The 23013-nt window shown below is 38.3% G+C and carries 22 protein-coding genes; 11 read left to right on the top strand and 11 right to left on the bottom strand.

What is annotated here, in order from left to right; all coding sequences use genetic code 11:
* Positions 1-438: 438 nt before the first annotated feature.
* Positions 439-3315 (bottom strand): aminomethyl-transferring glycine dehydrogenase, encoded by a 2877-nt coding sequence (gcvP, locus tag ABEG20_RS21950; protein WP_406825340.1) that lies wholly within the window; start codon positions 3313-3315, stop codon positions 439-441.
* 494 nt (positions 3316-3809) lie between these two features.
* Here gcvP and ABEG20_RS21945 point away from each other — a divergent pair, with 494 nt between their 5' ends.
* From ABEG20_RS21945 to ABEG20_RS21935, 3 genes are read left to right on the top strand one after another with little or no spacing between them, the layout of a single operon-like run.
* On the top strand, positions 3810-4148 hold the full coding sequence (locus tag ABEG20_RS21945) for a PadR family transcriptional regulator (protein WP_406825339.1): 339 nt from the start codon (positions 3810-3812) through the stop codon (positions 4146-4148).
* Positions 4145-4735: an HAAS signaling domain-containing protein gene (locus tag ABEG20_RS21940; RefSeq protein ID WP_406825338.1), complete on the top strand. Its 591-nt coding sequence runs from the start codon at positions 4145-4147 to the stop codon at positions 4733-4735. Before ABEG20_RS21945 ends, ABEG20_RS21940 begins: the two co-directional genes overlap by 4 nt.
* Before the next feature lie 4 nt (positions 4736-4739).
* Positions 4740-6062 (top strand): serine hydrolase domain-containing protein, encoded by a 1323-nt coding sequence (locus ABEG20_RS21935; protein ID WP_406825337.1) that lies wholly within the window; start codon positions 4740-4742, stop codon positions 6060-6062.
* Positions 6063-6110: 48 nt separating this feature from the next.
* On the opposite strand, the gene ABEG20_RS21930 is transcribed toward ABEG20_RS21935, so the two are convergent.
* The 3 genes from ABEG20_RS21930 to ABEG20_RS21920 form a co-directional block, all read right to left on the bottom strand.
* Positions 6111-6674 (bottom strand): hypothetical protein, encoded by a 564-nt coding sequence (locus tag ABEG20_RS21930; protein ID WP_406825336.1) that lies wholly within the window; start codon positions 6672-6674, stop codon positions 6111-6113.
* A gap of 107 nt (positions 6675-6781) precedes the next feature.
* Entirely contained in the window at positions 6782-7687 is a 906-nt protein-coding gene (locus ABEG20_RS21925; RefSeq protein WP_406825335.1) for an EamA family transporter, read from the bottom strand.
* Positions 7688-7789: 102 nt separating this feature from the next.
* Positions 7790-8506 (bottom strand): pyridoxine 5'-phosphate synthase, encoded by a 717-nt coding sequence (locus ABEG20_RS21920; RefSeq protein WP_406825334.1) that lies wholly within the window; start codon positions 8504-8506, stop codon positions 7790-7792.
* An 83-nt stretch (positions 8507-8589) separates the two neighbouring features.
* Between ABEG20_RS21920 and ABEG20_RS21915 the strand changes: the two genes are divergently transcribed.
* Together ABEG20_RS21915 and ABEG20_RS21910 are read left to right on the top strand one after the other, a co-directional pair.
* Positions 8590-10224, top strand: a complete 1635-nt coding sequence (locus ABEG20_RS21915; protein ID WP_406825333.1) for an ArnT family glycosyltransferase — start codon at positions 8590-8592, stop codon at positions 10222-10224.
* Position 10225: 1 nt separating this feature from the next.
* A complete protein-coding gene (locus ABEG20_RS21910) occupies positions 10226-10606 on the top strand; it encodes a GtrA family protein (RefSeq protein ID WP_406825332.1) in 381 nt (126 codons plus the stop codon).
* A gap of 100 nt (positions 10607-10706) precedes the next feature.
* Here ABEG20_RS21910 and ABEG20_RS21905 read toward each other — a convergent pair whose 3' ends face one another.
* Positions 10707-10829, bottom strand: a complete 123-nt coding sequence (locus ABEG20_RS21905; RefSeq protein WP_262987388.1) for a hypothetical protein — start codon at positions 10827-10829, stop codon at positions 10707-10709.
* 60 nt (positions 10830-10889) lie between these two features.
* Between ABEG20_RS21905 and ABEG20_RS21900 the strand changes: the two genes are divergently transcribed.
* A complete protein-coding gene (locus ABEG20_RS21900; protein ID WP_406825331.1) occupies positions 10890-11870 on the top strand; it encodes a polysaccharide deacetylase in 981 nt (326 codons plus the stop codon).
* A gap of 167 nt (positions 11871-12037) precedes the next feature.
* Here ABEG20_RS21900 and ABEG20_RS21895 read toward each other — a convergent pair whose 3' ends face one another.
* The 3 genes from ABEG20_RS21895 to ABEG20_RS21885 all read right to left on the bottom strand — a co-directional run bounded on the left by ABEG20_RS21895 (position 12038) and on the right by ABEG20_RS21885 (position 14762).
* A complete protein-coding gene (locus ABEG20_RS21895) occupies positions 12038-12382 on the bottom strand; it encodes a DUF6370 family protein (protein ID WP_406825330.1) in 345 nt (114 codons plus the stop codon).
* A 347-nt stretch (positions 12383-12729) separates the two neighbouring features.
* On the bottom strand, positions 12730-14046 hold the full coding sequence (gene ahcY / locus ABEG20_RS21890; protein WP_406825329.1) for an adenosylhomocysteinase: 1317 nt from the start codon (positions 14044-14046) through the stop codon (positions 12730-12732).
* A 485-nt stretch (positions 14047-14531) separates the two neighbouring features.
* Positions 14532-14762, bottom strand: a complete 231-nt coding sequence (locus ABEG20_RS21885) for a DUF3072 domain-containing protein (RefSeq protein WP_406825328.1) — start codon at positions 14760-14762, stop codon at positions 14532-14534.
* A gap of 333 nt (positions 14763-15095) precedes the next feature.
* On the opposite strand from ABEG20_RS21885, the gene ABEG20_RS21880 reads away from it, so the two are divergent.
* Positions 15096-15524, top strand: coding sequence for a CBS domain-containing protein (locus ABEG20_RS21880; protein ID WP_406825327.1), 429 nt, complete (start codon positions 15096-15098; stop codon positions 15522-15524).
* A gap of 282 nt (positions 15525-15806) precedes the next feature.
* Here ABEG20_RS21880 and ABEG20_RS21875 read toward each other — a convergent pair whose 3' ends face one another.
* The 3 genes from ABEG20_RS21875 to ABEG20_RS21865 form a co-directional block, all read right to left on the bottom strand.
* The gene (locus ABEG20_RS21875) at positions 15807-17255 is read right to left on the bottom strand and encodes a M20/M25/M40 family metallo-hydrolase (RefSeq protein WP_406825326.1); all 1449 of its coding nucleotides are present in this window, start codon (positions 17253-17255) and stop codon (positions 15807-15809) included.
* 303 nt (positions 17256-17558) lie between these two features.
* Entirely contained in the window at positions 17559-18614 is a 1056-nt protein-coding gene (locus ABEG20_RS21870; protein ID WP_406827411.1) for a TerC family protein, read from the bottom strand.
* On the bottom strand, positions 18614-19585 hold the full coding sequence (locus ABEG20_RS21865) for a polyprenyl synthetase family protein (RefSeq protein WP_406825325.1): 972 nt from the start codon (positions 19583-19585) through the stop codon (positions 18614-18616). Before ABEG20_RS21865 ends, ABEG20_RS21870 begins: the two co-directional genes overlap by 1 nt.
* A gap of 292 nt (positions 19586-19877) precedes the next feature.
* Between ABEG20_RS21865 and ABEG20_RS21860 the strand changes: the two genes are divergently transcribed.
* The 4 genes from ABEG20_RS21860 (at position 19878) to ABEG20_RS21845 (ending at position 22969) form a co-directional block, all read left to right on the top strand.
* Positions 19878-20879: an alpha/beta hydrolase gene (locus ABEG20_RS21860; protein WP_406825324.1), complete on the top strand. Its 1002-nt coding sequence runs from the start codon at positions 19878-19880 to the stop codon at positions 20877-20879.
* A gap of 22 nt (positions 20880-20901) precedes the next feature.
* On the top strand, positions 20902-21486 hold the full coding sequence (locus ABEG20_RS21855; protein WP_406825323.1) for a hypothetical protein: 585 nt from the start codon (positions 20902-20904) through the stop codon (positions 21484-21486).
* 265 nt (positions 21487-21751) lie between these two features.
* Entirely contained in the window at positions 21752-22249 is a 498-nt protein-coding gene (locus ABEG20_RS21850) for a hypothetical protein (protein WP_406825322.1), read from the top strand.
* A gap of 24 nt (positions 22250-22273) precedes the next feature.
* A complete protein-coding gene (locus ABEG20_RS21845; protein ID WP_406825321.1) occupies positions 22274-22969 on the top strand; it encodes a hypothetical protein in 696 nt (231 codons plus the stop codon).
* Positions 22970-23013 lie beyond the last annotated feature (44 nt).

The following is a 23013-nucleotide window of genomic DNA, read 5'->3' as shown; positions in this document are numbered from 1 at the left end:
AGAAAAAAAATGGGATATAGATGATTTAGACTCTAAACATTCATCCTAAACCTGACAGCAGCGGAAATCCTTTTTGTTTGCAGCAACCTTGAATATGCTGTCATGCTGAGGCACCCACAAAAAGATTGAAGCGAATGGCAGGGCTGCTGTCTCCGATGGAAAGCTGGCATTCATTTCCAAAAAATGCTTCGTATCTTCCATTGATATATTCATAAGAAAAATCGTCATCTCGACTGAAACGCAGTGGAATGGAGAGATCTATCTTGAGATAGATTTCTCGACTTCGCTGCACTCCGCTCGAAATGACGATATCGCGATAGAAGATCTCTTCTCAACTTCAACAAAACAATCACAAAAAAAGGTCTAAGATTTTCTGCTGCATGCTTTACGCACCCTGCAAAAAACCTTAAACCCTCTAACTTTCCACCTTCTACCTTACTAAGGAACGATCTCTTCCAAATAACTCTCAACCGGAGGGCATGCACAGATCAATGATCGATCACCATGACTATCATTCACACGACCAACCGATGGCCAGAACTTGCGCTCTAACACGTAAGGAAGCGGGAACGCAGCGGTTTGACGGCTATAAGCATGCTCCCATTCGTCCGCCGTAATTACTGAAACCGTGTGAGGTGCATTTTTTAGCGGGTTATCCGTTTTATCGAAAGTTAAATTCTCTACCTGATCTATCTCTTTTTTGATGGCGATTAAAGCATCACAAAAGCGATCCAGTTCATGCTTAGGTTCAGATTCTGTAGGTTCAACCATTAAAGTACCTGCAACCGGGAACGAAACTGTTGGTGCGTGGAAACCATAATCCATTAAACGTTTTGCAATGTCAGTTACTTCAATTCCAAAAGCTTTAAAAGAACGGCAATCTAAAATCATCTCGTGTGCGCAACGACCCTGAGCTCCAGAGTAAAGCACCGGATAATGTTGCTCTAAACGCGCTTTCATGTAGTTTGCGTTTAAAATGGCATATTTGGTGGCATTGGTTAAACCTTCAGCGCCCATCATCGCAATATATGCGTGAGAAATGATCAAAATCGAAGCCGAACCCCATGGCGCAGATGAAACTGCAGAAATAGATTTTCCTTTGTCGATATCAACCACCGCATGACCCGGAAGATAAGGAACCAGGTGTTTAGCCACACCAATCGGGCCCATACCAGGACCACCACCACCGTGAGGGATACAGAACGTTTTGTGTAAGTTTAAGTGACAAACATCGGCACCAATATTGGCCGGGCTGGTTAAACCAACCTGCGCGTTCATGTTTGCGCCATCCATGTAAACCTGTCCGCCGTTAGCGTGGATGGTTTCGCAGATTTCGATAATGCTTTCTTCGAACACCCCGTGTGTAGATGGATAAGTGACCATTAAACACGAAAGGTTCTCTTTGTGTAATTCTGCTTTAGCTTTTAAATCTTCCACGTCGATGTTACCGTTTTCTAAAGATTTAACCACCACAATTTTCATATCGGCCATTGCCGCAGAAGCAGGGTTGGTTCCGTGCGCCGAAGCAGGAATCAAGGCTACATTACGGTGAAAATCGCCTCTATCGTGGTGATAAGCACGGATGACCATTAAACCAGCATATTCACCCTGGGCACCTGCATTTGGCTGTAAGCTCATGGCCGCAAAACCGGTAATTTCGCTTAACCATTTATCAAGTTCATTGAAAACCGAATAGTAACCCAATACCTGGTCGGCCGGCGCAAATGGATGGATGCGACCAAAGTGAGACCAGGTAACCGGAATCATCTCCGCGGTAGCATTTAATTTCATAGTACAGCTGCCCAGGGCAATCATCGAGTGGCAAAGTGATAAATCTTTTGCCTCTAATGATTTGATATAACGCAACATTTCGTGTTCCGAATGATGCGAATTAAAAATGGGGTGTGTCAAATAAGCAGAAGTACGTTGTAAAGATTCAGGAATAACGGTTTCGACATTTTCTACCACCTCTACCTGATCGCCCGCAATACCTTTTGCTCTCGCAAAGATTTTAGCGATCAAAGTAATGTCTTCAAAAGTTGTGGTTTCATCAACAGAAATAGTAACAGTATTACCTACATAATTTAAGTTGATTTCGTTATCCAGACAATAAGCATGAATACCGCCTTTTAAATCGCCCAAATCGAAACGGATGGTATCGAAATAAGCCGAATTTAATTGCTCATAACCTAAATTTTTAAGGGTTGATGCCAAACTGATGGCCAGACCGTGTGTACGTTCCGCAATGGCTTTTAATCCTTTCGGACCGTGGTAAGCGGCATAAAAACCAGCCATGATGGCCAGTAATGCCTGTGCAGTACAGATGTTTGAAGTTGCTTTATCTCTACGGATGTGCTGCTCGCGGGTCTGTAAAGCCATACGTAAAGCATAATCACCATGGCTATCGATGGTTACGCCGATAATACGGCCTGGGATATTACGTTTGTATTCTTCTTTTGTAGCAAAGAAAGCTGCGTGTGGTCCGCCGAAGCCCATTGGGATACCTAAACGCTGCGTAGTACCTACTACTACATCAGCACCCCACTCGCCCGGAGGCGTTAATAAGGTTAAGCTTAAAATATCGGCAACTACGGTTAATTTAATATTTTGGCTGTGTAAAGCTGATGCAAAAGCTGCATAATCGAAAACTTCACCATTTCCTGCGGGATATTGAACAATTGCACCAAAAAATTCTTCCGTAGCAGCAAAATCTAAATGGCTTCCGATCACGAGCTCGATACCATAAGGATTAGCACGTGTTTTTAAAATATCGATGGTTTGAGGGAAAAGTAATTCTGAAACGAAAAACTTTTTAGCTGCCTGGTTTTTGCGCAAGCTGTATTGCATAAACATGGCCTCGGCTGCTGCAGTACCTTCATCCAATAAAGATGCATTGGCAATTTCCATTCCGGTTAAATCGATAACCATGGTTTGGAAATTTAACAAAGCCTGCAAACGGCCCTGTGCAATTTCAGCCTGGTATGGTGTATATTGTGTGTACCATCCCGGGTTTTCGAATACGTTACGTAAAATTACACCTGGGGTAATGGTATCGTAATAACCTTGACCGATAAAGCTTTTGAAAACTTTATTCAACAATGAAGTTTGTTTTAAAGCACTAAGATATTCAGTTTCTGATTTCGCTGCCGGCAGGTTTAAAGGTTGTTTTAACCTGATTGCCGTGGGAACAGTCTGTTCAATTAGCCCGTCAATAGAATTTACGCCAACAGTTTGCAACATTTCGGCTGTATCAGCCTCATTAGGAGCAATATGACGATTTTGAAAATCTTCCTTGTAGTGGATATTTAAGCTCATGCGGTATGAATAATAAATTTGCGTGCAAAGGTAGCAAAAATGAAGCTGTATTTCACTATCAATCAGTGTAAAAAAGGAGTCTTATTTACGCTTAAAAGCGACAAAACAGATAGATTTTATTAGCAAAAAAAACCTGGCAAAAGCATGTTTGGTTTTAAGCTGTTTTTTTGATTATTTGGAAAGCAGGGGCTGTGCTAAAATTTAAGTTTGTTCCCGCCATCCGCTACAATCTTTTTGCTGTTTTTGATCCCCTGATCGTCATTGCTGGGCGGGAATAACGAAGCAATCTTTTCTATCTGGTGTAGCAAAAAGGATTTCCACTGCTGTCGGGTTTATAAACAAAGGAACTTTAATAAACCCAAGATGCAACGCTCAAATTTCAAATTACCTGTAGGATATAAAATCATTTACCTCATTTTCAATTATTTATGCTAAAAAATAAATTTATAAACATATACATTGTTATACTATGTATTTTGTTATACCTTTACAGCATGAACGAAGATTTTATTCATAAATGGATATCGCAGGTTAAAAAGGGAACCCTATCTTTTATTGTACTCAATGTTTTGAAAAACGGAAAGGCCTATTACGGTTACGATCTGATCAATGAAATAAAAAAGATTACGGAAATCGAAATTGCCGAAGGAACCCTGTATCCGCTCATGAACCGCCTCAAAGATGAAAAACTGATTATATCAGAATGGGTGGAACAAGAATCGGGCATTCCCAGAAAATATTACAGCATTACGCCAGAAGGGAAAAACACGGTAAGCAAAATGGAAGAATACTGGCACAACCTGAACAATTCAGTTTTAAAAATTACGAAATGAAATTAAAAGAAATACCATTTAACGATCAATCGGCTGAGCGGATTTACAGAGATTACCTGTACAGAATAAGAAAGGAGGTTAAAGGCCTTAATCAGCAGAACCAGGATGAAATATTGATGGAGCTGAACAGTCATATTTATGAAAACCTGCAGGCACATCCAAACGGAAATGAAGTAGAAAATCTTCTTAATATCTTAGAGAAATTAGGAAGACCTGAGGAAATACTCAAACCGTTGGTGGCCGATAAAAAATTAACAGAAGCCACTAACACATTTAACCCTATACATGTTTTTAAAGCTTTATTGCTCAATTTAACCAACGGCATATCATACATCATATTTTTTATACTGTACCTGTTTCTGTTTGGTTTTGTGTTTTTGATCGGTGCTAAAATATGGAATCCATCACAGGTAGGCTTTTTTTATAAACCAGATGAAGTTTTTGTACTTGGTCTATCAAAAGGATTGGTACATCCTTCAGATGAACTTCTGGGTAACTGGTTTATACCCACAATGGTTGTTTCAGCAATCGCACTCTACTTTATCATCACCTTACTCCTCAAATTAAAAAGAACAATCAACAAATAACATCATGAGCAAAAAATTAACACTCCTTACCTTTCTGATAACCCTGGCCCATTTCAGCTTTTCACAATCTTTTGATAAAACCAGGCTGGATGCCTATTTCGATACCCTTAGCCAATACAACAAGTTTATGGGAAGTGTAGCGATAGCTCAAAATGGCCATCTGATTTATAACCGTACATTAGGTTTCGCAAACATTAAAGAACAGCAAAAAGCAAATGAAAACACTAAATACAGGATCGGATCTATTTCTAAAACCTTTACAGCTACTTTAATTTTTAAAGCCATTGACGAAAAGAGAATTAGCCCCGATCAAACTATCCAGAAATTTTTCCCTGAGATTAAAAATGCAAATAAGATCACCATATCCAATTTGCTTTACCACCGCAGCGGAATACATGATTTTACAGATGATCAGGAGGAATTCTTGAAGTGGCACACACAACCCAAAACCGAAAAAGAAATGCTTGCCATGATCGCTAAGGGCGGGGTTGATTTTGAGCCGGATACTCAGTCTGATTACAGCAATTCGAACTATTTATTGTTATCATACCTTCTGGAAAAAACGTTCAAAATGCCTTATGCCCAAATACTGGACAAATACATTGCTAAACCACTTGCCTTAAAAAACACTTTTTTGGGCCAAAAGATAAATTCAAAAAACAACGAAGCCAGCTCCTATCGTTTTGAAGGAGATTGGAAAATTGAGGACGAAACTGACATTTCCATTCCACTCGGTGCTGGCGGGATTGTTTCCACTCCGATTGATCTGGTAAAATTCAGTGCAGCATTATTTGGAGGAAAAGTGATTTCTCAAAAAAGTTTAGCGCAGATGAAAACCATTAATGGCAAATATGGCATGGGCATTTCGGCTATTCCATTTTATGATAAGGCGGGTTTTGGACATTCGGGCAGCATAGATGGCTTCAGCGCTACATTTTCTTATTTTAAAGATGGAAATATAACCTATGCTTTAACCAGTAATGGTACAAATTTCAACAATAATTCGATTTCACTGGCCGTATTAAGTGCTGCTTTCAATAAGGATTATCAAATTCCCGATTTTAAAACAGTTGAGCAGAGTGCTGCAGACTTAAATAAATATCTAGGCACCTATGCATCAGCAGCAATCCCGATAAAAATCACAGTTACCAAAGACAATACAACTTTGATCGCACAGGCCACAGGTCAATCTGCCATAAGATTAACGTCCAAAGGTAATCACGAGTTTAAATTTGAAGAGGCAGGCATAGTGCTATCTTTCAACCCCACAGAAAACCAAATGACCCTGAAACAGGGCAACAAAGATTTTAAGTTTACAAAAGAATAAATTGATTGCACGTTGTACAGCAGGTTAGTTTAATACAGACTAATCTGCTTACTTCTGCACTTTCCAGCCCTCATCTTTACTCAGCTTTAATTTATAAGTTTTGGTAATGAAATTGCTGTTTTTGTTTGCGTCCTTATCGAAAGGTTCGAAATCAGTAGTGGTCATTTTAAGTGATACGGTAACCTTTGCTGTGCTTGAGCTTACCTGAGCAAAATCAACTGGTTTTTCGTCAGATAACACATATTCTACTACTTTTACCGTGGCCCTGTCGCGATCCTGTTTCAATACCAGCGGACTCGCTTTATCGGTTAAGGTAATCTGATAAACAAAACTGCTGTCTTTTGAAAGGAATTTCTTTTTCGCTTCTTTTAAGCTCAGGGTAACCAAACCTTTGCTGGCCAAAGATTTATATTTCCCCAGTTCGAACATCTCGTTTGTACTGTTGAATTTTATCTCCCCAAAATTAAATCGGGTGGTTTTATATTCCGGATTGGCTTTTAAATAATCAGTAATTACCTCAGCAGCCTCATCCTGGTTGATGGTGGCTTTGGTTTTACATCCTACGAAACCAATGAAAATAAAAGATAAAATATAAATAGTAAGTTTTTTCATGTATAAATGATTTATGCTCTTTAAAGGTATTTATTTTTTCAATAAGTCGGGTGTCAGAGATCCGAAAGTCTAAAGAATTATTTATCGAGTATTTTAACCTTAGACCTTCAACCTTCCTGCCCTCTACCTTTTTTAAGGTACTTTAGATTTGGTAAAACCATTGCTGATAAAATGACCACAACGCCAAGCCATCTCAAAAACGACACCTGCTCTTGCAGCACAAAACCAGCCATCATAACGGCAACGGGTAATTCTGCAGCGCTTAAAATAGAACTAATGGCAGTGCCAATTCTCGGTACGCCTTCGGCATAAAACAGCGGTGGGATCACGGTACCAAAAACAGAAATAATTAAACCCCATTTTAATAAACTTCCACTCAAAGCACCATTAAACAAAAATGCTGGCGGGAAGATGATGAAGATCAGGATACAGGCACCGGTAATCATCAGTGCACTTTTCTTTAGCGGAGCATATTCATTTCCGATTCGACCGCTCAATAACAAAAAGCCGGCATAACAAAGTGCAGCCAGCAAACCAAAACCAATCCCTTTTAAATCCATGCTTCCTATGCTGGTTTCTACCATTCCACTGGCCAAAACTGTCCCCCCTAAAACCAATAAAATAGCCGCGAACTGTAAGGTGGTAGGTTTCTTTTTAAAAATTAGGTATTCCATTAAAATACTCATCCAGATAAACTGCATCAATAAAATAATGGCAACCGAATTGGGCACCAGCTTTACACATTGATAGTAAAAAATACTGACCAAACCTGTGCAGGTACCTGCGATTATCATTTGCCACCAAGGTGTCTTAGCAGGAACCACTTTAGCTTTATAAGCTGCTGTTCGACTTTGAAAGAAAAATAACACCCATAAAATTAAGGCGCCGAAAAAAGCCTGGGCACCGGTAACATCGCCCAAGGTGTAACCTTCGTGATAAGCCAGTTTAACAAAAGTAGAGAGGATACCAAAACTACAGGCACCCAAAAAAACAAGGAGAATTCCTTTAAGCATTATATATTTTTTATTTCAACCACAGAGGAAAAAGAGCTTTACACCGAGTTCACAGAGACTCTGTTTGCGCTGTGACATCTTTGTACGCTTTGTGGTTAAACCCTAAGCGAGCTGTTGTAAATATTTCTGAACGGTGGTTTCCAAACCTAAATAAAGGGCATCGCTAATTAAAGCGTGACCGATAGAAACTTCCAGCAAACCTGGGATGCTCTGTGCAAAATAATGCAGGTTGTGCAGATCCAGATCGTGACCGGCATTAATGCCCAAACCTAGCGTATTGGCATGATGGGCAGCCGCGATATAATTTACAATTGCCTTTTCCCGATCGGCAAAATAATTGTGCGCATAGGCTTCAGTATATAATTCGATACGGTCTGTTCCGGTTTCAGCCGCACCTTCAACCATTTCTACAACCGGATCAACAAAAATAGAAACGCGGATGCCTTCCTTTTGAAAAACAGCAACCATTTCTTTCAGGTAATCTTGATGTTTGATGGTATCCCAACCATGGTTAGAGGTAATCTGACCTTCGGCATCGGGCACTAAAGTAACCTGGGCAGGTTTATTAGCCAAAACCAGGTCAACAAATTTATCTTCCTTACAATTTCCTTCAATATTGAACTCGGTAGCAATAACGGCCTTTAAATCGTAAACATCCTGGTAACGGATATGGCGTTCATCAGGGCGTGGGTGTACCGTAATTCCCTGCGCGCCAAAACGTTCACAGTCTAATGCAACCTTAACCAGATCAGGATTATTTCCTCCACGGCTGTTGCGAAGTGTAGCAATTTTATTGATGTTAACTGATAACTTTGTCATAAAGCAAAGATAGGGCTTTGCTCCTGTTTATCTTAAACCTTAAAAAAATTTGACTTTTTTTTGCTCATATTTGCTTCCTGTAAATGAACTTAAAAGAGACCACACTGTATAAAATTTTAATCGCTCTGGTTGCACTGGTTAGTGTGCCGGCTCTTTTTGGCGGCATAATGGAACCCGATTCTGCACTTTACGCATCTATAGCCAAAAATATGGTACTGCGGAACGATTGGGTGAATATTTATGTTCGCGGCATAGATTGGTTGGACAAACCGCATTTAACTTTTTGGCTTGCTGCCGCCTCATTTAAAATTTTCGGGATTTCGGCTTTTGCCTATAAACTGCCTTCTTTTTTATTCGGATTACTGGGGGCATGGTATCTTTATAAACTGGCAAAAGATATTTATATTGAAAAAACAGGATTGATTAGTGCATTGATCTTTTTGAGCTCACTGCACATCCTCATTTCTACTTTTGATGTTCGTGCTGAGGTCTATATTACCACATTTACCTTAGCCGCCATTTATCATTATTATAAAGCTCATCAAGGTTCTTTCTGGCATATTGTTGCAGGTTCTTTTTTCGCTGCATGTGCCATCATGATTAAAGGTATATTTGTATTAATCCCTGTTTTTGGTGGCTTTATCATTTACTGGTTGCTCACCAGGCAATGGAAACAGTTGCTAAAGCTAAAATGGTGGGTGGCCATTGCATTGATTTTTATTTTTATTATTCCAGAGTTATATGCTTTATATATACAGTTCGACTTGCACCCTGAAAAGCTAGTATTTGGGAAAACCGGAGTTTCTGGTTTAAAGTTCTTCTTTTGGGACAGCCAGTTTGGCCGGTTCTTTAATAACGGACCAATAAAAGGCAAAGGTGATGTTTCATTCTTTTTGCACACTACCCTCTGGGCTTTTTTACCTTGGTCGATATTGTTTTACACTGCTGTGGTTAATCTTTTCAAAAAGAAAAACAGGGTAAATTTACCTGCAGAAAGCATCATGATCTGGACAAGTGCAGCCATTACCTTTTTATTGTTTTCACTTTCGAAATTCCAGCTGCCACATTATATTTTGATCATCTTGCCGCAGTTCGCTATTATTACAGCTTTATATATACAGGAAGGCAAAAGCTTGAAAGTGTTTTTTACCCTCCAAAATGCGCTGGCAGTTTTAATCGTTTTGATTTTATCTGCTGTTGCTATCTTTTTTGGGTTTACAAATCATTATATAGCCATTGCAGTTTTAGTTATTTTATTGGCAGTTTCATTTATAATTTTCAAAGGATTAAAAACCGAAAATTTACTGGCCAGAAGTGCTATGATTTCAGTTGGCTTAATGATATTTCTATCGGTATTTTTCTATCCATCGGTGCTCAAATATGAATCGGGCATGGAAGCTGCAAATTGGCTAAAAAAGCATTATCCGGAGGCCAAAGCTTCGGTTTTAATGTACCCGGATGCATATTCATTCGATTTTTATGCGAATGGCGAACCAAAATATTTATGGAGTTATGAGGAACTGAATAAATTGAAAGATGAAAAAAATCTTGTGATTTATACACCAGAATCGGAATTGGCAAAATTGAAAAAAGATTATAGAGCCGAAGTGCTAAAATCCTTCGAATACTACCATATTACCAAGCTCAGCCCAAAATTTATCAATGCCAAAACGCGTCCGCAGCTATTAGAACACTTTTATCTGGTTAAAATACATTGACATGGATTTATTCTTCCGCATTATAAAATTTGGATTGACGGGCCTGCTCGGAATGGCCATCGATTTTGGAGCAACCTGGCTGTGCAAAGAGAAAATCAAAATCAATAAATACATCGCCAATGCCATTGGGTTTACTTTAGCCGTAACCAATAATTACCTGATTAACAGGGTATGGACATTCCAGAGTACCAATAGTCACTGGGGAACGGAATTTACCAAATTTTTGGTCGTGAGTTTGATTGGCTTAGGATTAAACACCTTTATCATTTACTTATTCCATCAAAGAAAAAACGGAACCAACTTTTACGTGGCGAAGTTTTTTGCGATTGTAATTGTTTTTGTTTGGAATTTTTTGGCGAATATGTTGTTTACTTTTAGGTAGGCAATTAACCCATTAAGGGATTAAGGATATCAAGAAGAACCAACTAATTAACAAAGCATCTTTGGAATTGGCACGGACTAATGACCAATGAACTAATAAACTAACTAACGTTTTTGCCAATAAAATAGAATACCACAAGCCATATTAATCCTTTAATCAGGAAGAATAAAAATCCTACCAGCCCTACCCGCTTAAACCATAATTTTAATTTTTCTTTGTTCATGGCAATGTTTGTAAAGATAATGGATTTGGCTTAAATTAGAAAGATTTTAAATAAGGAAGCATGAAGTTATCTAAATCTATACTGCTCAGTATTTTTTGCAGCTGCTTTTTTAGCATTCAAATTTTTGCGCAAAACTTTGAAGATATTAAACGTTATAAGGTAAATTTTGCACTGGCGACACATACCAATGAACGGTTGATTGCGCTGAGAAGCTTTTCTGCAAATAATCAAAAATATTTGTTGCTGGTAAACCCTGAAACTTTAGATACCAAAGTAGATTTGGCCAATAATTATTCAACAAAAGGCCTGCAGCTTCAAAATGTATTTGCAATTTTTAAAAACACGGCTTACATCAGATCAATAGAAGCCGCTGCAGCTAAAGATTTGCAACTTCAAAATGCAGGAATTGATCACGCCATCCCGAATGAAAAAGGCATTACCTTAACCATAGATCTTTGTCCATCGCATAAGGCTTTGGACCGGATTATTTTCCAATCGGTTTTTGATGAATTTAAAAAGATAGAACAGCCTGCGCCACTCGCAGTATCCGTTTCGGGTAAGTGGATGCTAAAACACCAGGGTGATTTAAATTGGTTAAAAAGTTTAGTAGATAAAAAGGACCTCAATATTACCTGGGTAAACCATACCTACAACCACGAAGTAAATAAACTGCCACTGGCCGAAAATTTCCTGTTGGCCCCTGGAACAAATTTAGATGCGGAAGTACTGGAAAACGAAAAACTGATGTTAAAAAACGGTCTAATACCTTCGGTATTTTTTCGTTTCCCGGGATTGGTATCCGATAAGGCAATTGTTGAAAAAATTGAAGCTTACGGATTAATTCCTGTTGGAAGCGATGCCTGGTTAGCCAAAGGACAGCAACCAAATGAAGGCAGCATTGTACTGATCCATGGTAATGGAAATGAAGAAATAGGCGTTAAAGATTTTATCCAGTTGCTAAAAACGAAACAAGCTGATGTGAAAAATAAGCAGTGGCTACTTTTCGATTTAAGACAGGGTTTGGAGAAAGAATTTGAATAATTTATAACGTTTTTAACCGCAGAGGACACTAAGAAAGGCGCAGAGTTCACAAAAATCGCACAATAAATTGACTACAAAAGCACAAAAAAGACAAAGTTGGGTTCAGACCGTCTTTAAATCAGACTTAGCGGGCCTTTGCGAAAAGCTTTGCAATCTTTGCGGTAAAACTACTTCTTAGCTGGCAATAACTTTATTTCTTTTGCTTTAAAGCGGTTGTTTACAATTTCGCCGGTAACCTCTGCTTTACTTACCGCATTGCAAAAACCATGTTCGCCATGTGCATCGCCAAAATCATCAATGCCTTTTCCATCTACAAAATAGGGTTTGCCATCAATTTTCACTGCCAATTCGCAATCTTTACCTTTCATCTTAAACTGACATTCGCCACAGGCAATATCGACCACCTGTTTGGCAATTACTTTTGAAGTCGCAGGTTTTTGAGAACTATTCTGTGCATTTGCAGCAACAGAAAACACACAAAGTGAAAGGGCAAAAATTAACTTTTTCATCATTTTTATTTTTTCAAATGTAAGTTTTCAGTAGCAAAAGAATCACAATCTGTAATAAAATAAACCTGATAGAAATGGAAATCCTTTTTGTGTCATTCTGAGCGTAGTCGAAGAAAAACAAAAAGATTGGAATGAATAGCAGGGCTGAAACATCCTAAAAGCACTGAACGTACGTTTTCAAAAAAATAGAGACTCCTTTAACCTTTTATGGCACAGCGACTTACAGTTATCGACACCCGGTCCTGCGCCGCTCCTCTTGAAGGGGGGAATAAAAAAGGGACATGCAAGTTGCACATCCCTTTAATACTATTTGTTTTATGTTAACTGCTAACTAAAAACTGTAAACTGAATTAGTACCTGTATGTATCTGCTTTAAAAGGACCTTCAACCGGTACGCCGATATAATCAGCCTGGTGTTGATCCAAAACATCTAACTCTACACCAATTTTTTCTAAGTGTAAACGGGCAACTTTTTCATCTAAATGTTTAGGCAAAGTATAAACTTTGTTTTCGTAAGCTGCAGTGTTCGTCCAAAGCTCTAATTGAGCCAAAGTTTGGTTGGTAAATGAATTACTCATTACAAAACTTGGGTGACCAGTTGCACAACCTAAGTTAACCAAACGACCTTCAGCCAGAACGATTACGTCTTTACCATCAATGGTATATTTATCAACCTGAGGCTTAATTTCCACTTTGGTATCGCCATAAGCACCGTTTAACCAGGCCATATCGATTTCGTTATCGAAGTGACCGATGTTACAAACAATCGCTTTATCTTTTAATGCCCTGAAATGCTGCTCACGAACGATATCACAGTTACCGGTTGTAGTTACTACAATATCTGCTTCTTTAATGGCGTTAGCCAGTTTTTTCACTTCGTAACCTTCCATTGCAGCCTGTAAAGCACAGATTGGATCAATTTCAGTTACAATAACACGTACACCTTGTGAGCTTAAAGATTCTGCAGAACCTTTACCCACATCGCCATAACCGCAAACAACAGCTACTTTACCAGCCATCATGACATCAGTAGCGCGACGGATCGCATCAACCAATGATTCGCGGCAACCGTATTTGTTATCGAATTTAGATTTGGTAACTGAATCATTAACGTTGATTGCAGGTAAATGCAACGTTCCGTTTTTCATTCTTTCGTATAAACGGTGAACACCAGTTGTGGTTTCTTCTGATAATCCTTTAATACCAGCAATCAGCTCAGGGTATTTATCGAAAACCATATTGGTTAAATCGCCACCATCATCCAAAATCATGTTTAATGGCTGTTGCTCCGGACCGAAGTGTAAAGTTTGCTCAATACACCAGTCGAATTCTTCTTCGTTTAAACCTTTCCAGGCATAAACCTGGATACCCGCAGCAGCAATTGCAGCAGCAGCGTGATCTTGTGTTGAGAAAATATTGCAAGATGACCAGGTCACTTCAGCACCCAGGGCCACCAATGTTTCGATTAATACAGCCGTTTGGATGGTCATGTGCAGACAGCCTGCAATACGCGCACCTTTTAACGGTTGTGTTGGACCGAATTCTTTACGTAAACTCATTAAACCTGGCATTTCTGCTTCGGCTAATTCGATTTCTTTACGGCCCCATTCTGCCAGTGAAATGTCCTTAACTTTGTAAGGAATGTAAGTTGTCTCTACTGATGACATAATATATTTATTTAATTGTTTTTAATCAAGAAGTTACAGGCAATGAATTTTTGTTTTGTATGCCATTTGCACACCTTTTTAAATTCCCTTTATTTCTGGCACAAAATTACATAATAGTTTGGCCATTACCAATGTCCTGAAAATTAATCGCTCACTTGAAAGTAATATTAATATCCCACATCCAAGTGACTAACAAAAAATCACGTTTATCTTTACATTGTTTCATAAAACTATGGGATAGGTGTCAGCCAGCCAAAAATCACTTTTATGTCAGAAATGTCAACTTTTTTGATAGGGTCAAATGTTGGCTATCATGAAATCATATTAGCATTTACACCTTTAATTGACCGTATTGGAACCTTGTATTGCGTTGAGATGGTAATTTTTTGCCTTAAACGACTGCGTGGAAGCTGAAATTCAGCTTTAAAAGTCTGACGTGTAAAAAGAGCCGAAATGAAATATCCTCTCACTCCAGCTCTGCTAAATTAATTGTTATCCAAGCCCCGCCCTGTTTTGTGTTGTAATTCATCAATACGTTTAGATGCTTCGGATTTGCTCAAACTGCCGTCGAATTCCTCACCTGCTTCATCTGATAGTGTTTTAAGATATGAACCCTGTGCTCCAGTCATCGGCTCATCACCTGTAGTCCAGTCATCTGGATTTTTAACCGTATTATCTCCTTTTAAGCCGTTGGCATTTTCTTGATCGTTATTCATGTCATTGAGGTTTTAGTATTAAACATCAACAAATGCAATTCCGTCAAAGTTTGAATTATTCCGCGAAGGAATTGATTTATTGAAATATCAAAGGCGATCAATGACCAATAAATAGCAAAGAAGATGGTCATTTCAGTATTACAACTAAAATCATCAATGGTTTTGGCTAGTCATTATTACATTTACAGCATTTTCAACCTTCTACGCATTAACACACTAATTTTTTTAAACTTTTTGCTCAATTCAAAAACTTGAATTCTTTCGAAGATTTAAAAACAAAACTTTGATATCCAGCTAATTATTTCTTAAATTGTTATAACCAAATTAACCATTATGAAAAGCGTAAAACATTTACTGGATACCAAACGAGCCATCATTATCTCCGTATCAGAAGACACTTCTGTTCTGTATGCCTTAAAAGTAATGACAGAAAAAAACATCAGCGCGGTATTGGTGATGGAAAACGAAAAGCTCCAGGGAATTTTTACGGAACGCGATTATGCCCGAAAAATCGTCCTGCAAGGGAAATCATCAAAAGATACCCTGATTAAAGAAGCCATGACCGCTAACCCCATTGCCATCAAATTGAGTGACAGTATTGATCATTGTATGGAACTGATGACCGATAAACACATCCGCCATTTACCGGTTGTAGAAAACGATGAGGTAAAAGGAATGGTATCTATCGGCGATGTGGTAAAGTTTATCATTGCCGACCAAAAACAGACCATTTCGCAATTGGAAAGTTATATTAGCGGATAGTGCTGATTTAGGTATGCTCTTGTATTAGGTCTTTTACGTTGGGCTTCAGTCGGAACAATTCTGTGAATAAATTTATTTCCGTCATTTCGAGCGGAGCACAGCGGAGTCGAGAACCCGAAGGCTCAGCGAAGCTAAATCTTTTAAGGCAGTTCTCCAAAGATTTCTCCACTACGGTCGATATGACGAATTACGTTAAGCAGATTAACTATATAAAAATCGGTGCAATCCCGTCATCCGTGTAATCACCCGCGAAGCGAAAAAAGCAACACATCAAACCGTAGGTTATTTCCATCTCCATTCGCCCGCAATGCTTAAAGGTTCTTTCAAGTTCTGCGATTCTAAGAAAGCCCTCAATTCTTCTTCGCCCTGAACACCTACCGGTATTTTCGGTGTATTGGCTAATGCATAAGTTAACATGGCACTGTAGCGTACCGTATTTTTAAGTTCCTGTTCATCAACCAGTTTAAAGCTATCGCCATCAGAATGGTAAAAGGGGCCGGAATTATTTGGCAATTTACCCCCGAAACCACCTCCGGTAGGAATACCTGCTAGCATAAATGGCTGATGATCGCTATGCAAACCTGCGCCCGCATTAAACAGATTTTTAAAACCGGTATCTATTTTCATGATATCCGCTCCCCAGGATGTAAAAAGATCTTTCATTTCAGCGCGTGAGGTAGAAAAACCTTTCGGATCGTTGGTCATATCGTAGTTTAGCATAAACTTCACCTGGTTTAAAGTTTTATCTTTTTTAGCCTGGTCGATATAAGCTTTAGAACCCAGCAAACCTTGCTCCTCGCCCATAAATAGGACAAATTCTACAGTACGTTTGGTTTTTAAATTCAGTTTTTTAAATGTCCGTGCCATATCCATAATAGCGAAAGATCCGATTCCATTGTCAATAGCGCCCGTGGCCAAATCCCAGCTGTCCAAATGTCCGCCGACAACAATTTTATCTTTCGGCAATGCTGTTCCTTTAAAAGTAGCGACTACGTTTCGGGCTTTGATCATACCCGAGAAATTGGTCATGGCAATATGCGCAGTTTGCGGCTGCGTTTTGATTTTCTCCTTTAAAGCAATTCCATCTTCCAAACCAATACAAATGGCAGGGATAGGAATTAATTTACCCGTTACTGAAGCGGTACCGGTTAAAAGTACGCCATCTTTTACCGTATTGATGATGATTACCCCAATTGCGCCATATTTGGTAGCAATAGCGGTTTTTTCTGAGCGATGTAATGATTTGGTTCCTGCCGCTGATCCCGGTAAAACACCCAGATAAATCAGTGCGATTTTACCTTTAAACTTTTCCGGGTTAGTCTGATAATCTGCTTCCAGTCCATTACCTGCATCTGCAATTTCACCTGTAATATCCGCACTCACCGGCGAATGCGCCAGCGTAACGGCTTTCATTTTGGTCAGGTTATTTTTATCTGCTCCAACTTCCAGGCTAATGGTTTTTCGTGCCCAGCTTTCGACCTCAAAAGGCTGAAATTTTACTTCGCAACCGTATGATTGTAATAAATCGAAGGCATACTGCTCTGCCTTTGCCCCATTTGCAGAACCTGTTAAACGGTGACCGATGGTTTCGGTTTCGTATTGAAGGGTTTGATAAGCTTTTGAGTTTTGCTGTACATCCGTATTGATTTTAGCAAAAACATCACCAAATTTATCTTGTGCATGGGCAAATAATGTGGTGCAAAGAAGCGCTGTGGAGAAAAGGTATTTCATTAGGTTTAGTTATATCTGCTGAAAGTACAAATTTTCAGTACAGATTGCGAGCTGTAACGTTTATTTTGCTTTAGTAACCTACACCGTGCTGTCATGCTGAGGCACGAAGCATCTGCGACCATTGATAGATTCTTATAGAAAAATCGTCATTGCGAGGAGGAACGACAAAGCAATCTTTCATGCTAGTGATCCTTGCTATAAAGATTGCTTCGACGGCTGAAAAAGCACTCTCGCAATGACGAATCTTCTTGCTTACCGCAATAAAAAAGATTCTTCACTACGCTCAGCATGACAAACGATAAACTATGATTGTATATGTGCCTTTTTCTTCGGGAAAACCAAGGAAGCCACAATACTGATCACCAGAATGCTTAAAATCACTATCAGTGAATGCTCCGTGGTGAAACCCCATTTTTCCAGATAGGTATGCCCTAGCATTTTTACGCCGATAAAAGCCAGTAAAAAAGCTAAACCCGTTTTTAAATAATGGAATTTGTGAATAATATTGACCAGTAAAAAAAACATAGACCGCAAGCCCATGATGGCAAAAATATTAGAGAAAAATACAATATAAGGGTCTTTGGTTACGGCAAAAATTGCCGGAATAGAATCAACGGCAAATAAAAGATCGGTGAATTCTACAATTAACAATACTAAAAACAATGGCGTAACCATTCTTTTATGGTTTATTTTAACAAAGAAGTTTTTGCCCTCGTATTTTGGATGAATAGAAAATATTTTTGAGGCCCATTTTACTACAGGATGGTTTTCGGGATCAATTTTATCGTCTTCATCCTTGCTGAAAAACATCTTCACGCCGGTAAATACCAGGAATGCGCCAAAAACATACAGGATCCATGCAAATTTGGTAATCAGTGCCGCCCCCACAAAAATGAAGATGAAACGCATAATGATGGCACCCAATATCCCCCAGAACAATACGCGGTGATAATATTTTTCCTCAACAGCAAATGCGGAGAAAATGAGAACAATTACAAAGATATTATCTACAGAAAGTGCGTACTCAATCACGTAACCCGTTAAAAACTCCAGTCCGAGGTTTTGTTTATAGACGGCCAAACTCCCTTCAAAATCGCCGGGAATTAATTTAATATGATGCTGATGTTTGGTTACAATTTCCTGCAGATGGGCAAAATCTTTTATCCCATGCAACTGATGCCCCTCAACCAGCAGGATAAAATAAAATCCTATGGCCAGTGCCACCATAATCACACTCATGATCCCTGCTTGTTTTAAGCTCACCACATGTTCTTTCCTGCTAAAAAGACCAAGGTCTAAAGCCAGGATAAGTACAATAAAAAGCAAAAAGCCTAAGCTGAAAAGTAATTCGTTACCCATCATTTTTTACGTTCAGTGGTATACAGTACAAGTTGTTCTAAACCTGTTCTGGCTTCGCCTGCATCAAAGCTGTGCAGAATCTCAAATGCTTCATTTTGGTAATCCAACATTTTCTGGTTTGCATAATAAACACCTTGATGAGCATTTACAAAATCGATAATCTGTTGTATTTTAACCGGATCGTCCTGATGGTTTTTCACCAGGTTGATCATTTTTTTACGCGCTGTTTTTTCTGCTTTATTTAAGGCATAAATTAAAGGCAGTGTTACTTTTTTTTCTTTAATGTCAATACCCAAAGGCTTGCCTACATCATCGGTTCCAAAATCGAATGTATCGTCTTTAATCTGAAAAGCAATGCCTACTTTTTCGCCAAACAGGCGCATTTTTTCTATCGTAACATCATCAGCACCTGCCGAAGCTGCACCCGCAGCACAACAGGAAGCAATTAATGAAGCTGTTTTCTGGCGGATCACATCAAAATATAAATCTTCCGAGATGTCCATTCTCCGTACCTTTTCTACCTGCAACAACTCGCCCTCACTCATCTGTTTTACCGCTTCTGATACAATCTGTAACAAACGGTGCTCGTTATTGTTTACCGAAAGTAGTAATCCCTTGGCCAGCAGGTAATCGCCAACCAAAACAGCAATTTTATTTTTCCATAACGCGTTGATAGAGAAAAAGCCACGTCGTTCGTAAGCATTGTCTACCACATCGTCGTGTACCAAAGTGGCCGTGTGTAATAGCTCAACCAAAGCCGCCCCACGGTGGGTTGACTCGGTAATTCCGCCACATAATTTAGCTGCAAAAAATACGAACATCGGCCGCATTTGTTTGCCTTTTTGCTTTACAATATAATGGGTGATCCTATCCAGCAACGGTGCGTCGCTATGCATCGATTCCTTAAAGGTTTTTTCAAACGCTTTAATATCAGCAGCTATAGGTGTTTTTATCTGTTCGATTCCCGGCATTAAGTCGAAAAATTTTGATTGCAAACTTAAGCTAATTTCCCATAAAAAGGTAATCCGTAGTCTTATTATTAAGGATTTGGAAAACGAAGGACAGTGATCTTTAATACCTTCACTCCTGCTATTGCCTATAGTGCTCGCCCTCATGCTTCGGGCTGTGGGCTATCTGGCGCTATCAGGTTTAACATGATGGGTAAAGTGCAGGTAAAAAAACCACCTCAAAGCGACAATTAATTCAGCTAAAAATTAGCTTTATTTAAATTCATATTTTACATTTAAACCAATATTTAATGGCATGAAAAAACGCTACAAAGTAATTATTGGTCTTTCGGCATTTATTATCGCAGCTTATTTGTCAGGTCCAAAACCCAAAAAACCTTTATTCAGCGAGGAGTTGACAAAAGTGCCCGATCTTGCTGATCTGGACAATTACGTAGCCAGCATCGAATCCATGCACAAAATAAAACCTGGCAACGAAGCTGAAATTGTTTGGGCCGATAAACCCCACCAACAAACCGAATATGCCGTTGTGTATTTACACGGCTTTTCAGCTTCAAAAACGGAAGGCAATCCGGTACATTTAAATTTAGCTAAAGCTTTACATGCCAATTTATACCTTGCCCGCCTGGCCGATCATGGTATCGATACCCTGGCACCCATGCAATATTTTACGGCCGACCGTCTTTGGGAATCCAGCAAACAGGCTTATGCCATTGGTAAAAAACTGGGCAAAAAAGTAATTTTAGTCGGCACTTCTACCGGCGGAACGGTAGCTTTAAAATTAGCGGCAACCTACCCGGAAATCAACAGTTTGATTTTGATGTCGCCAAACGTGGCCATTAATGATAAAAATGCCTGGCTTTTAAATAACCCCTGGGGTTTACAAATTGCCAGAAAAGTAGTGGGTGGCGATGAACGTAAAGTAGACGACCGCACCGACGAATATAAAAAATACTGGTACACCAATTACCGGCTAGAATCGCTGGTAGAACTGGAAGAATTTATCGAGAGCAGTATGGTAAAAAGAACGTTCCAAAAGGTAAAGCAACCTGTTTTACTCCTTTATTATTATAAAAACGAACTGGAACAGGATCCTGTAGTAAGGGTTGATGCCATGCTGAAAATGTTCGATGAACTGGGTACGCCAAATCACTTAAAAAGAAAAGTAGCTATACCCAATGCAGGGAATCATGTAATGGGTTCATATATTACTTCAAAAGATTTGCCGGGTGTGGAGGCAGCTATTAATAAATATATTGAAAATGTTTTAAAAGTATCATTTGAACCCATCAAATAAGTCAAAAATAAATTAATCTAACATGAAAAAATGTCTCTCAAGTATTATCTTAATTCTGTCTTTTTTAGGCGCTATGGCTCAGAACTTAAGCTATGAAGACTTTAAAAAATTAATTCCTTTGCTAGAAAAAGAGGATTGGAAAAACGCTTACAATCAATCTGAAAAATTGTTAGCTTCTTCAAAAAAGGATACTTCAAATTTTAGAGCAATTATATTATATGCTAACATTTTATCTGCGGCAGGCATGGTAACCGAAAATTCTATGTCCTACAAAGAAATAGAGAAAAACCTAATAAAATATAAGGGACAGAAAATCATTTTCTCCTCTCATCCAATCACAGAAAAAGAAGGTTCTTTAAACTGTGTTCAATTTTCAGGACCGAAACTGGCAACAAGTGCTTTTATCACAGCCACAAATAAACGAGGCATTAACATTTTATGTTTTGAAAAAATCGTTTTTAAACATCCAGTAAGTCCCACAGAATTTGCCGGCTCGTTTGTACGTTGTGGAGGAATATTAGATAAAATAGAATTTAATCCGAATAAATCTTTAATTTGGATTATTAGATTGACCGTAAAAGAAGGCTTCGCGAATGCTGTTAATTAAATTTAGAAGTCTTGAAAACCGAAAAAGGGTGAAGACTTTAGCTGTTTTAAGCTAATAAATCCGTTATGAAAAACAAACTAATTACAGTTTAATGAGAGCGGTTGTCATCTCGACTGAAACTCAGTCCCGACGTTAAGTAGGAAGATAGATCGATCCAAACAGATTTTGCTTCGCAGAGCCTTCGGGTTCTCTACAGCGTTGCACTCCGCTCAAAATGACGATACGCTGCAATGACTACTAAATATTAATCTAAATTAAACTCATCATGAAAATCAAACCAATATTGCAAGAAACGCTATGGTTTACAGGATGCGTTGCAATTAGCGTAATTACGGCCCTAAGCATATTTGGAAAAACGCTTTTTATTAATTCAGTGGATGTTAATCTTCACGACACCTACTTCGTGATTAAAAAACAGCACTTATTGATATCCTTTTTTATCATTATTTCTTTTTTCGTTTACTATTTTAAAGAGTTTAAGTATTCATTTTCCAGAAAAATTCAACGCTCATTTATTTTCTTTTTAGGCTTTATTTTAATCCTGTTTGCATCGTTGGTTGTACAGCTATTACCTTTCTTTAACCCATATCAACATAACGGTTGGAAGGTTTATCCACCATTGTCTTTACGGCCCGAACTAGAACAGATAAAACAAAACTTTATCATTTTGACAATCGTATCTAAAGCTGTGCTTATATTGCAGATCGCAACCGTGATCATGATGTTATCCGTAGCTTATAAATGGGGCAAATCGAAGAGTTAATTAATAATTTTAACAAAAAATAAAATGATATTTAACTTCATAAATACAAGTCGCTTAAAGAAAGATATACAAAAACTGGAAGAGAATATTGTTTTATTATTAGCAAATGATTTTCCTGAGATGGCAGAAAATTATCTGCATTGGATTTTCAGTACAGCAGGGCAGCTAGCAGATAAAACAATATATATTTTACATCAAAGCACAGATAATTTGTCCTATGAGCGAAATAGAATAAAACACAAACAGCATTTCTTTTTAACCGGGGTTGAAGTGTTAGACAAACATACAGGAATTTATACCCCAATAAAATTAACAGTTTCAAATAATCTCATTCAAAATATTTCCCTGCCACTTAACAAAACATTAAGACGTGATTATGAATTATCACATCTGAGGATTAACAACTTACATAAAGAGAATTTCTTCCTTAAAAATACTGATGAAATAAAACTAAAAACAATCCTTTCTAATATTAGTGATGAACAAAAAAACTTATTAGAAACTGAAAATACTATTGAGATTGAGTTGGAAGAAAAATATTATTATACTATTATAGATATGGAGGATGGAAATTATATTGCCGTTAACAAAAGGGGAAATGTATTCAGATTAATCCATGATCATGAAGAACCAGTAAAAAAAATATTTCAAAATGTTCAAAAATTGATGGAGGTATATGCTGGAAACAAATATGAGTTGCAAAAATATTTAGAACAGTAATCGAGTAACAGCAGACTTAGATCAAATATTTACTTCCAAATAGA

It is taken from the genome of Pedobacter sp. KACC 23697, assembly GCF_045348445.1.
Lineage (GTDB): Bacteria > Bacteroidota > Bacteroidia > Sphingobacteriales > Sphingobacteriaceae > Pedobacter.
This window is presented reverse-complemented; position numbering and strand designations above follow the sequence as displayed.

Excerpts from the sequence above, each read along its gene's own strand:
- gcvP (WP_406825340.1), bottom strand. The coding sequence starts at position 3,315 with ATGAGCTTAAATATCCACTACAAGGAAGATTTTCAAAATCGTCATATT.
- ABEG20_RS21945 (WP_406825339.1), top strand. The coding sequence starts at position 3,810 with ATGAACGAAGATTTTATTCATAAATGGATATCGCAGGTTAAAAAGGGA.
- ABEG20_RS21940 (WP_406825338.1), top strand. The coding sequence starts at position 4,145 with ATGAAATTAAAAGAAATACCATTTAACGATCAATCGGCTGAGCGGATT.
- ABEG20_RS21935 (WP_406825337.1), top strand. The coding sequence starts at position 4,740 with ATGAGCAAAAAATTAACACTCCTTACCTTTCTGATAACCCTGGCCCAT.
- ABEG20_RS21930 (WP_406825336.1), bottom strand. The coding sequence starts at position 6,674 with ATGAAAAAACTTACTATTTATATTTTATCTTTTATTTTCATTGGTTTC.
- ABEG20_RS21925 (WP_406825335.1), bottom strand. The coding sequence starts at position 7,687 with ATGCTTAAAGGAATTCTCCTTGTTTTTTTGGGTGCCTGTAGTTTTGGT.
- ABEG20_RS21920 (WP_406825334.1), bottom strand. The coding sequence starts at position 8,506 with ATGACAAAGTTATCAGTTAACATCAATAAAATTGCTACACTTCGCAAC.
- ABEG20_RS21915 (WP_406825333.1), top strand. The coding sequence starts at position 8,590 with ATGAACTTAAAAGAGACCACACTGTATAAAATTTTAATCGCTCTGGTT.
- ABEG20_RS21910 (WP_406825332.1), top strand. The coding sequence starts at position 10,226 with ATGGATTTATTCTTCCGCATTATAAAATTTGGATTGACGGGCCTGCTC.
- ABEG20_RS21905 (WP_262987388.1), bottom strand. The coding sequence starts at position 10,829 with ATGAACAAAGAAAAATTAAAATTATGGTTTAAGCGGGTAGGGCTGGTA.
- ABEG20_RS21900 (WP_406825331.1), top strand. The coding sequence starts at position 10,890 with ATGAAGTTATCTAAATCTATACTGCTCAGTATTTTTTGCAGCTGCTTT.
- ABEG20_RS21895 (WP_406825330.1), bottom strand. The coding sequence starts at position 12,382 with ATGATGAAAAAGTTAATTTTTGCCCTTTCACTTTGTGTGTTTTCTGTT.
- ahcY (WP_406825329.1), bottom strand. The coding sequence starts at position 14,046 with ATGTCATCAGTAGAGACAACTTACATTCCTTACAAAGTTAAGGACATT.
- ABEG20_RS21885 (WP_406825328.1), bottom strand. The coding sequence starts at position 14,762 with ATGAATAACGATCAAGAAAATGCCAACGGCTTAAAAGGAGATAATACG.
- ABEG20_RS21880 (WP_406825327.1), top strand. The coding sequence starts at position 15,096 with ATGAAAAGCGTAAAACATTTACTGGATACCAAACGAGCCATCATTATC.
- ABEG20_RS21875 (WP_406825326.1), bottom strand. The coding sequence starts at position 17,255 with ATGAAATACCTTTTCTCCACAGCGCTTCTTTGCACCACATTATTTGCC.
- ABEG20_RS21870 (WP_406827411.1), bottom strand. The coding sequence starts at position 18,614 with ATGGGTAACGAATTACTTTTCAGCTTAGGCTTTTTGCTTTTTATTGTA.
- ABEG20_RS21865 (WP_406825325.1), bottom strand. The coding sequence starts at position 19,585 with ATGCCGGGAATCGAACAGATAAAAACACCTATAGCTGCTGATATTAAA.
- ABEG20_RS21860 (WP_406825324.1), top strand. The coding sequence starts at position 19,878 with ATGAAAAAACGCTACAAAGTAATTATTGGTCTTTCGGCATTTATTATC.
- ABEG20_RS21855 (WP_406825323.1), top strand. The coding sequence starts at position 20,902 with ATGAAAAAATGTCTCTCAAGTATTATCTTAATTCTGTCTTTTTTAGGC.
- ABEG20_RS21850 (WP_406825322.1), top strand. The coding sequence starts at position 21,752 with ATGAAAATCAAACCAATATTGCAAGAAACGCTATGGTTTACAGGATGC.
- ABEG20_RS21845 (WP_406825321.1), top strand. The coding sequence starts at position 22,274 with ATGATATTTAACTTCATAAATACAAGTCGCTTAAAGAAAGATATACAA.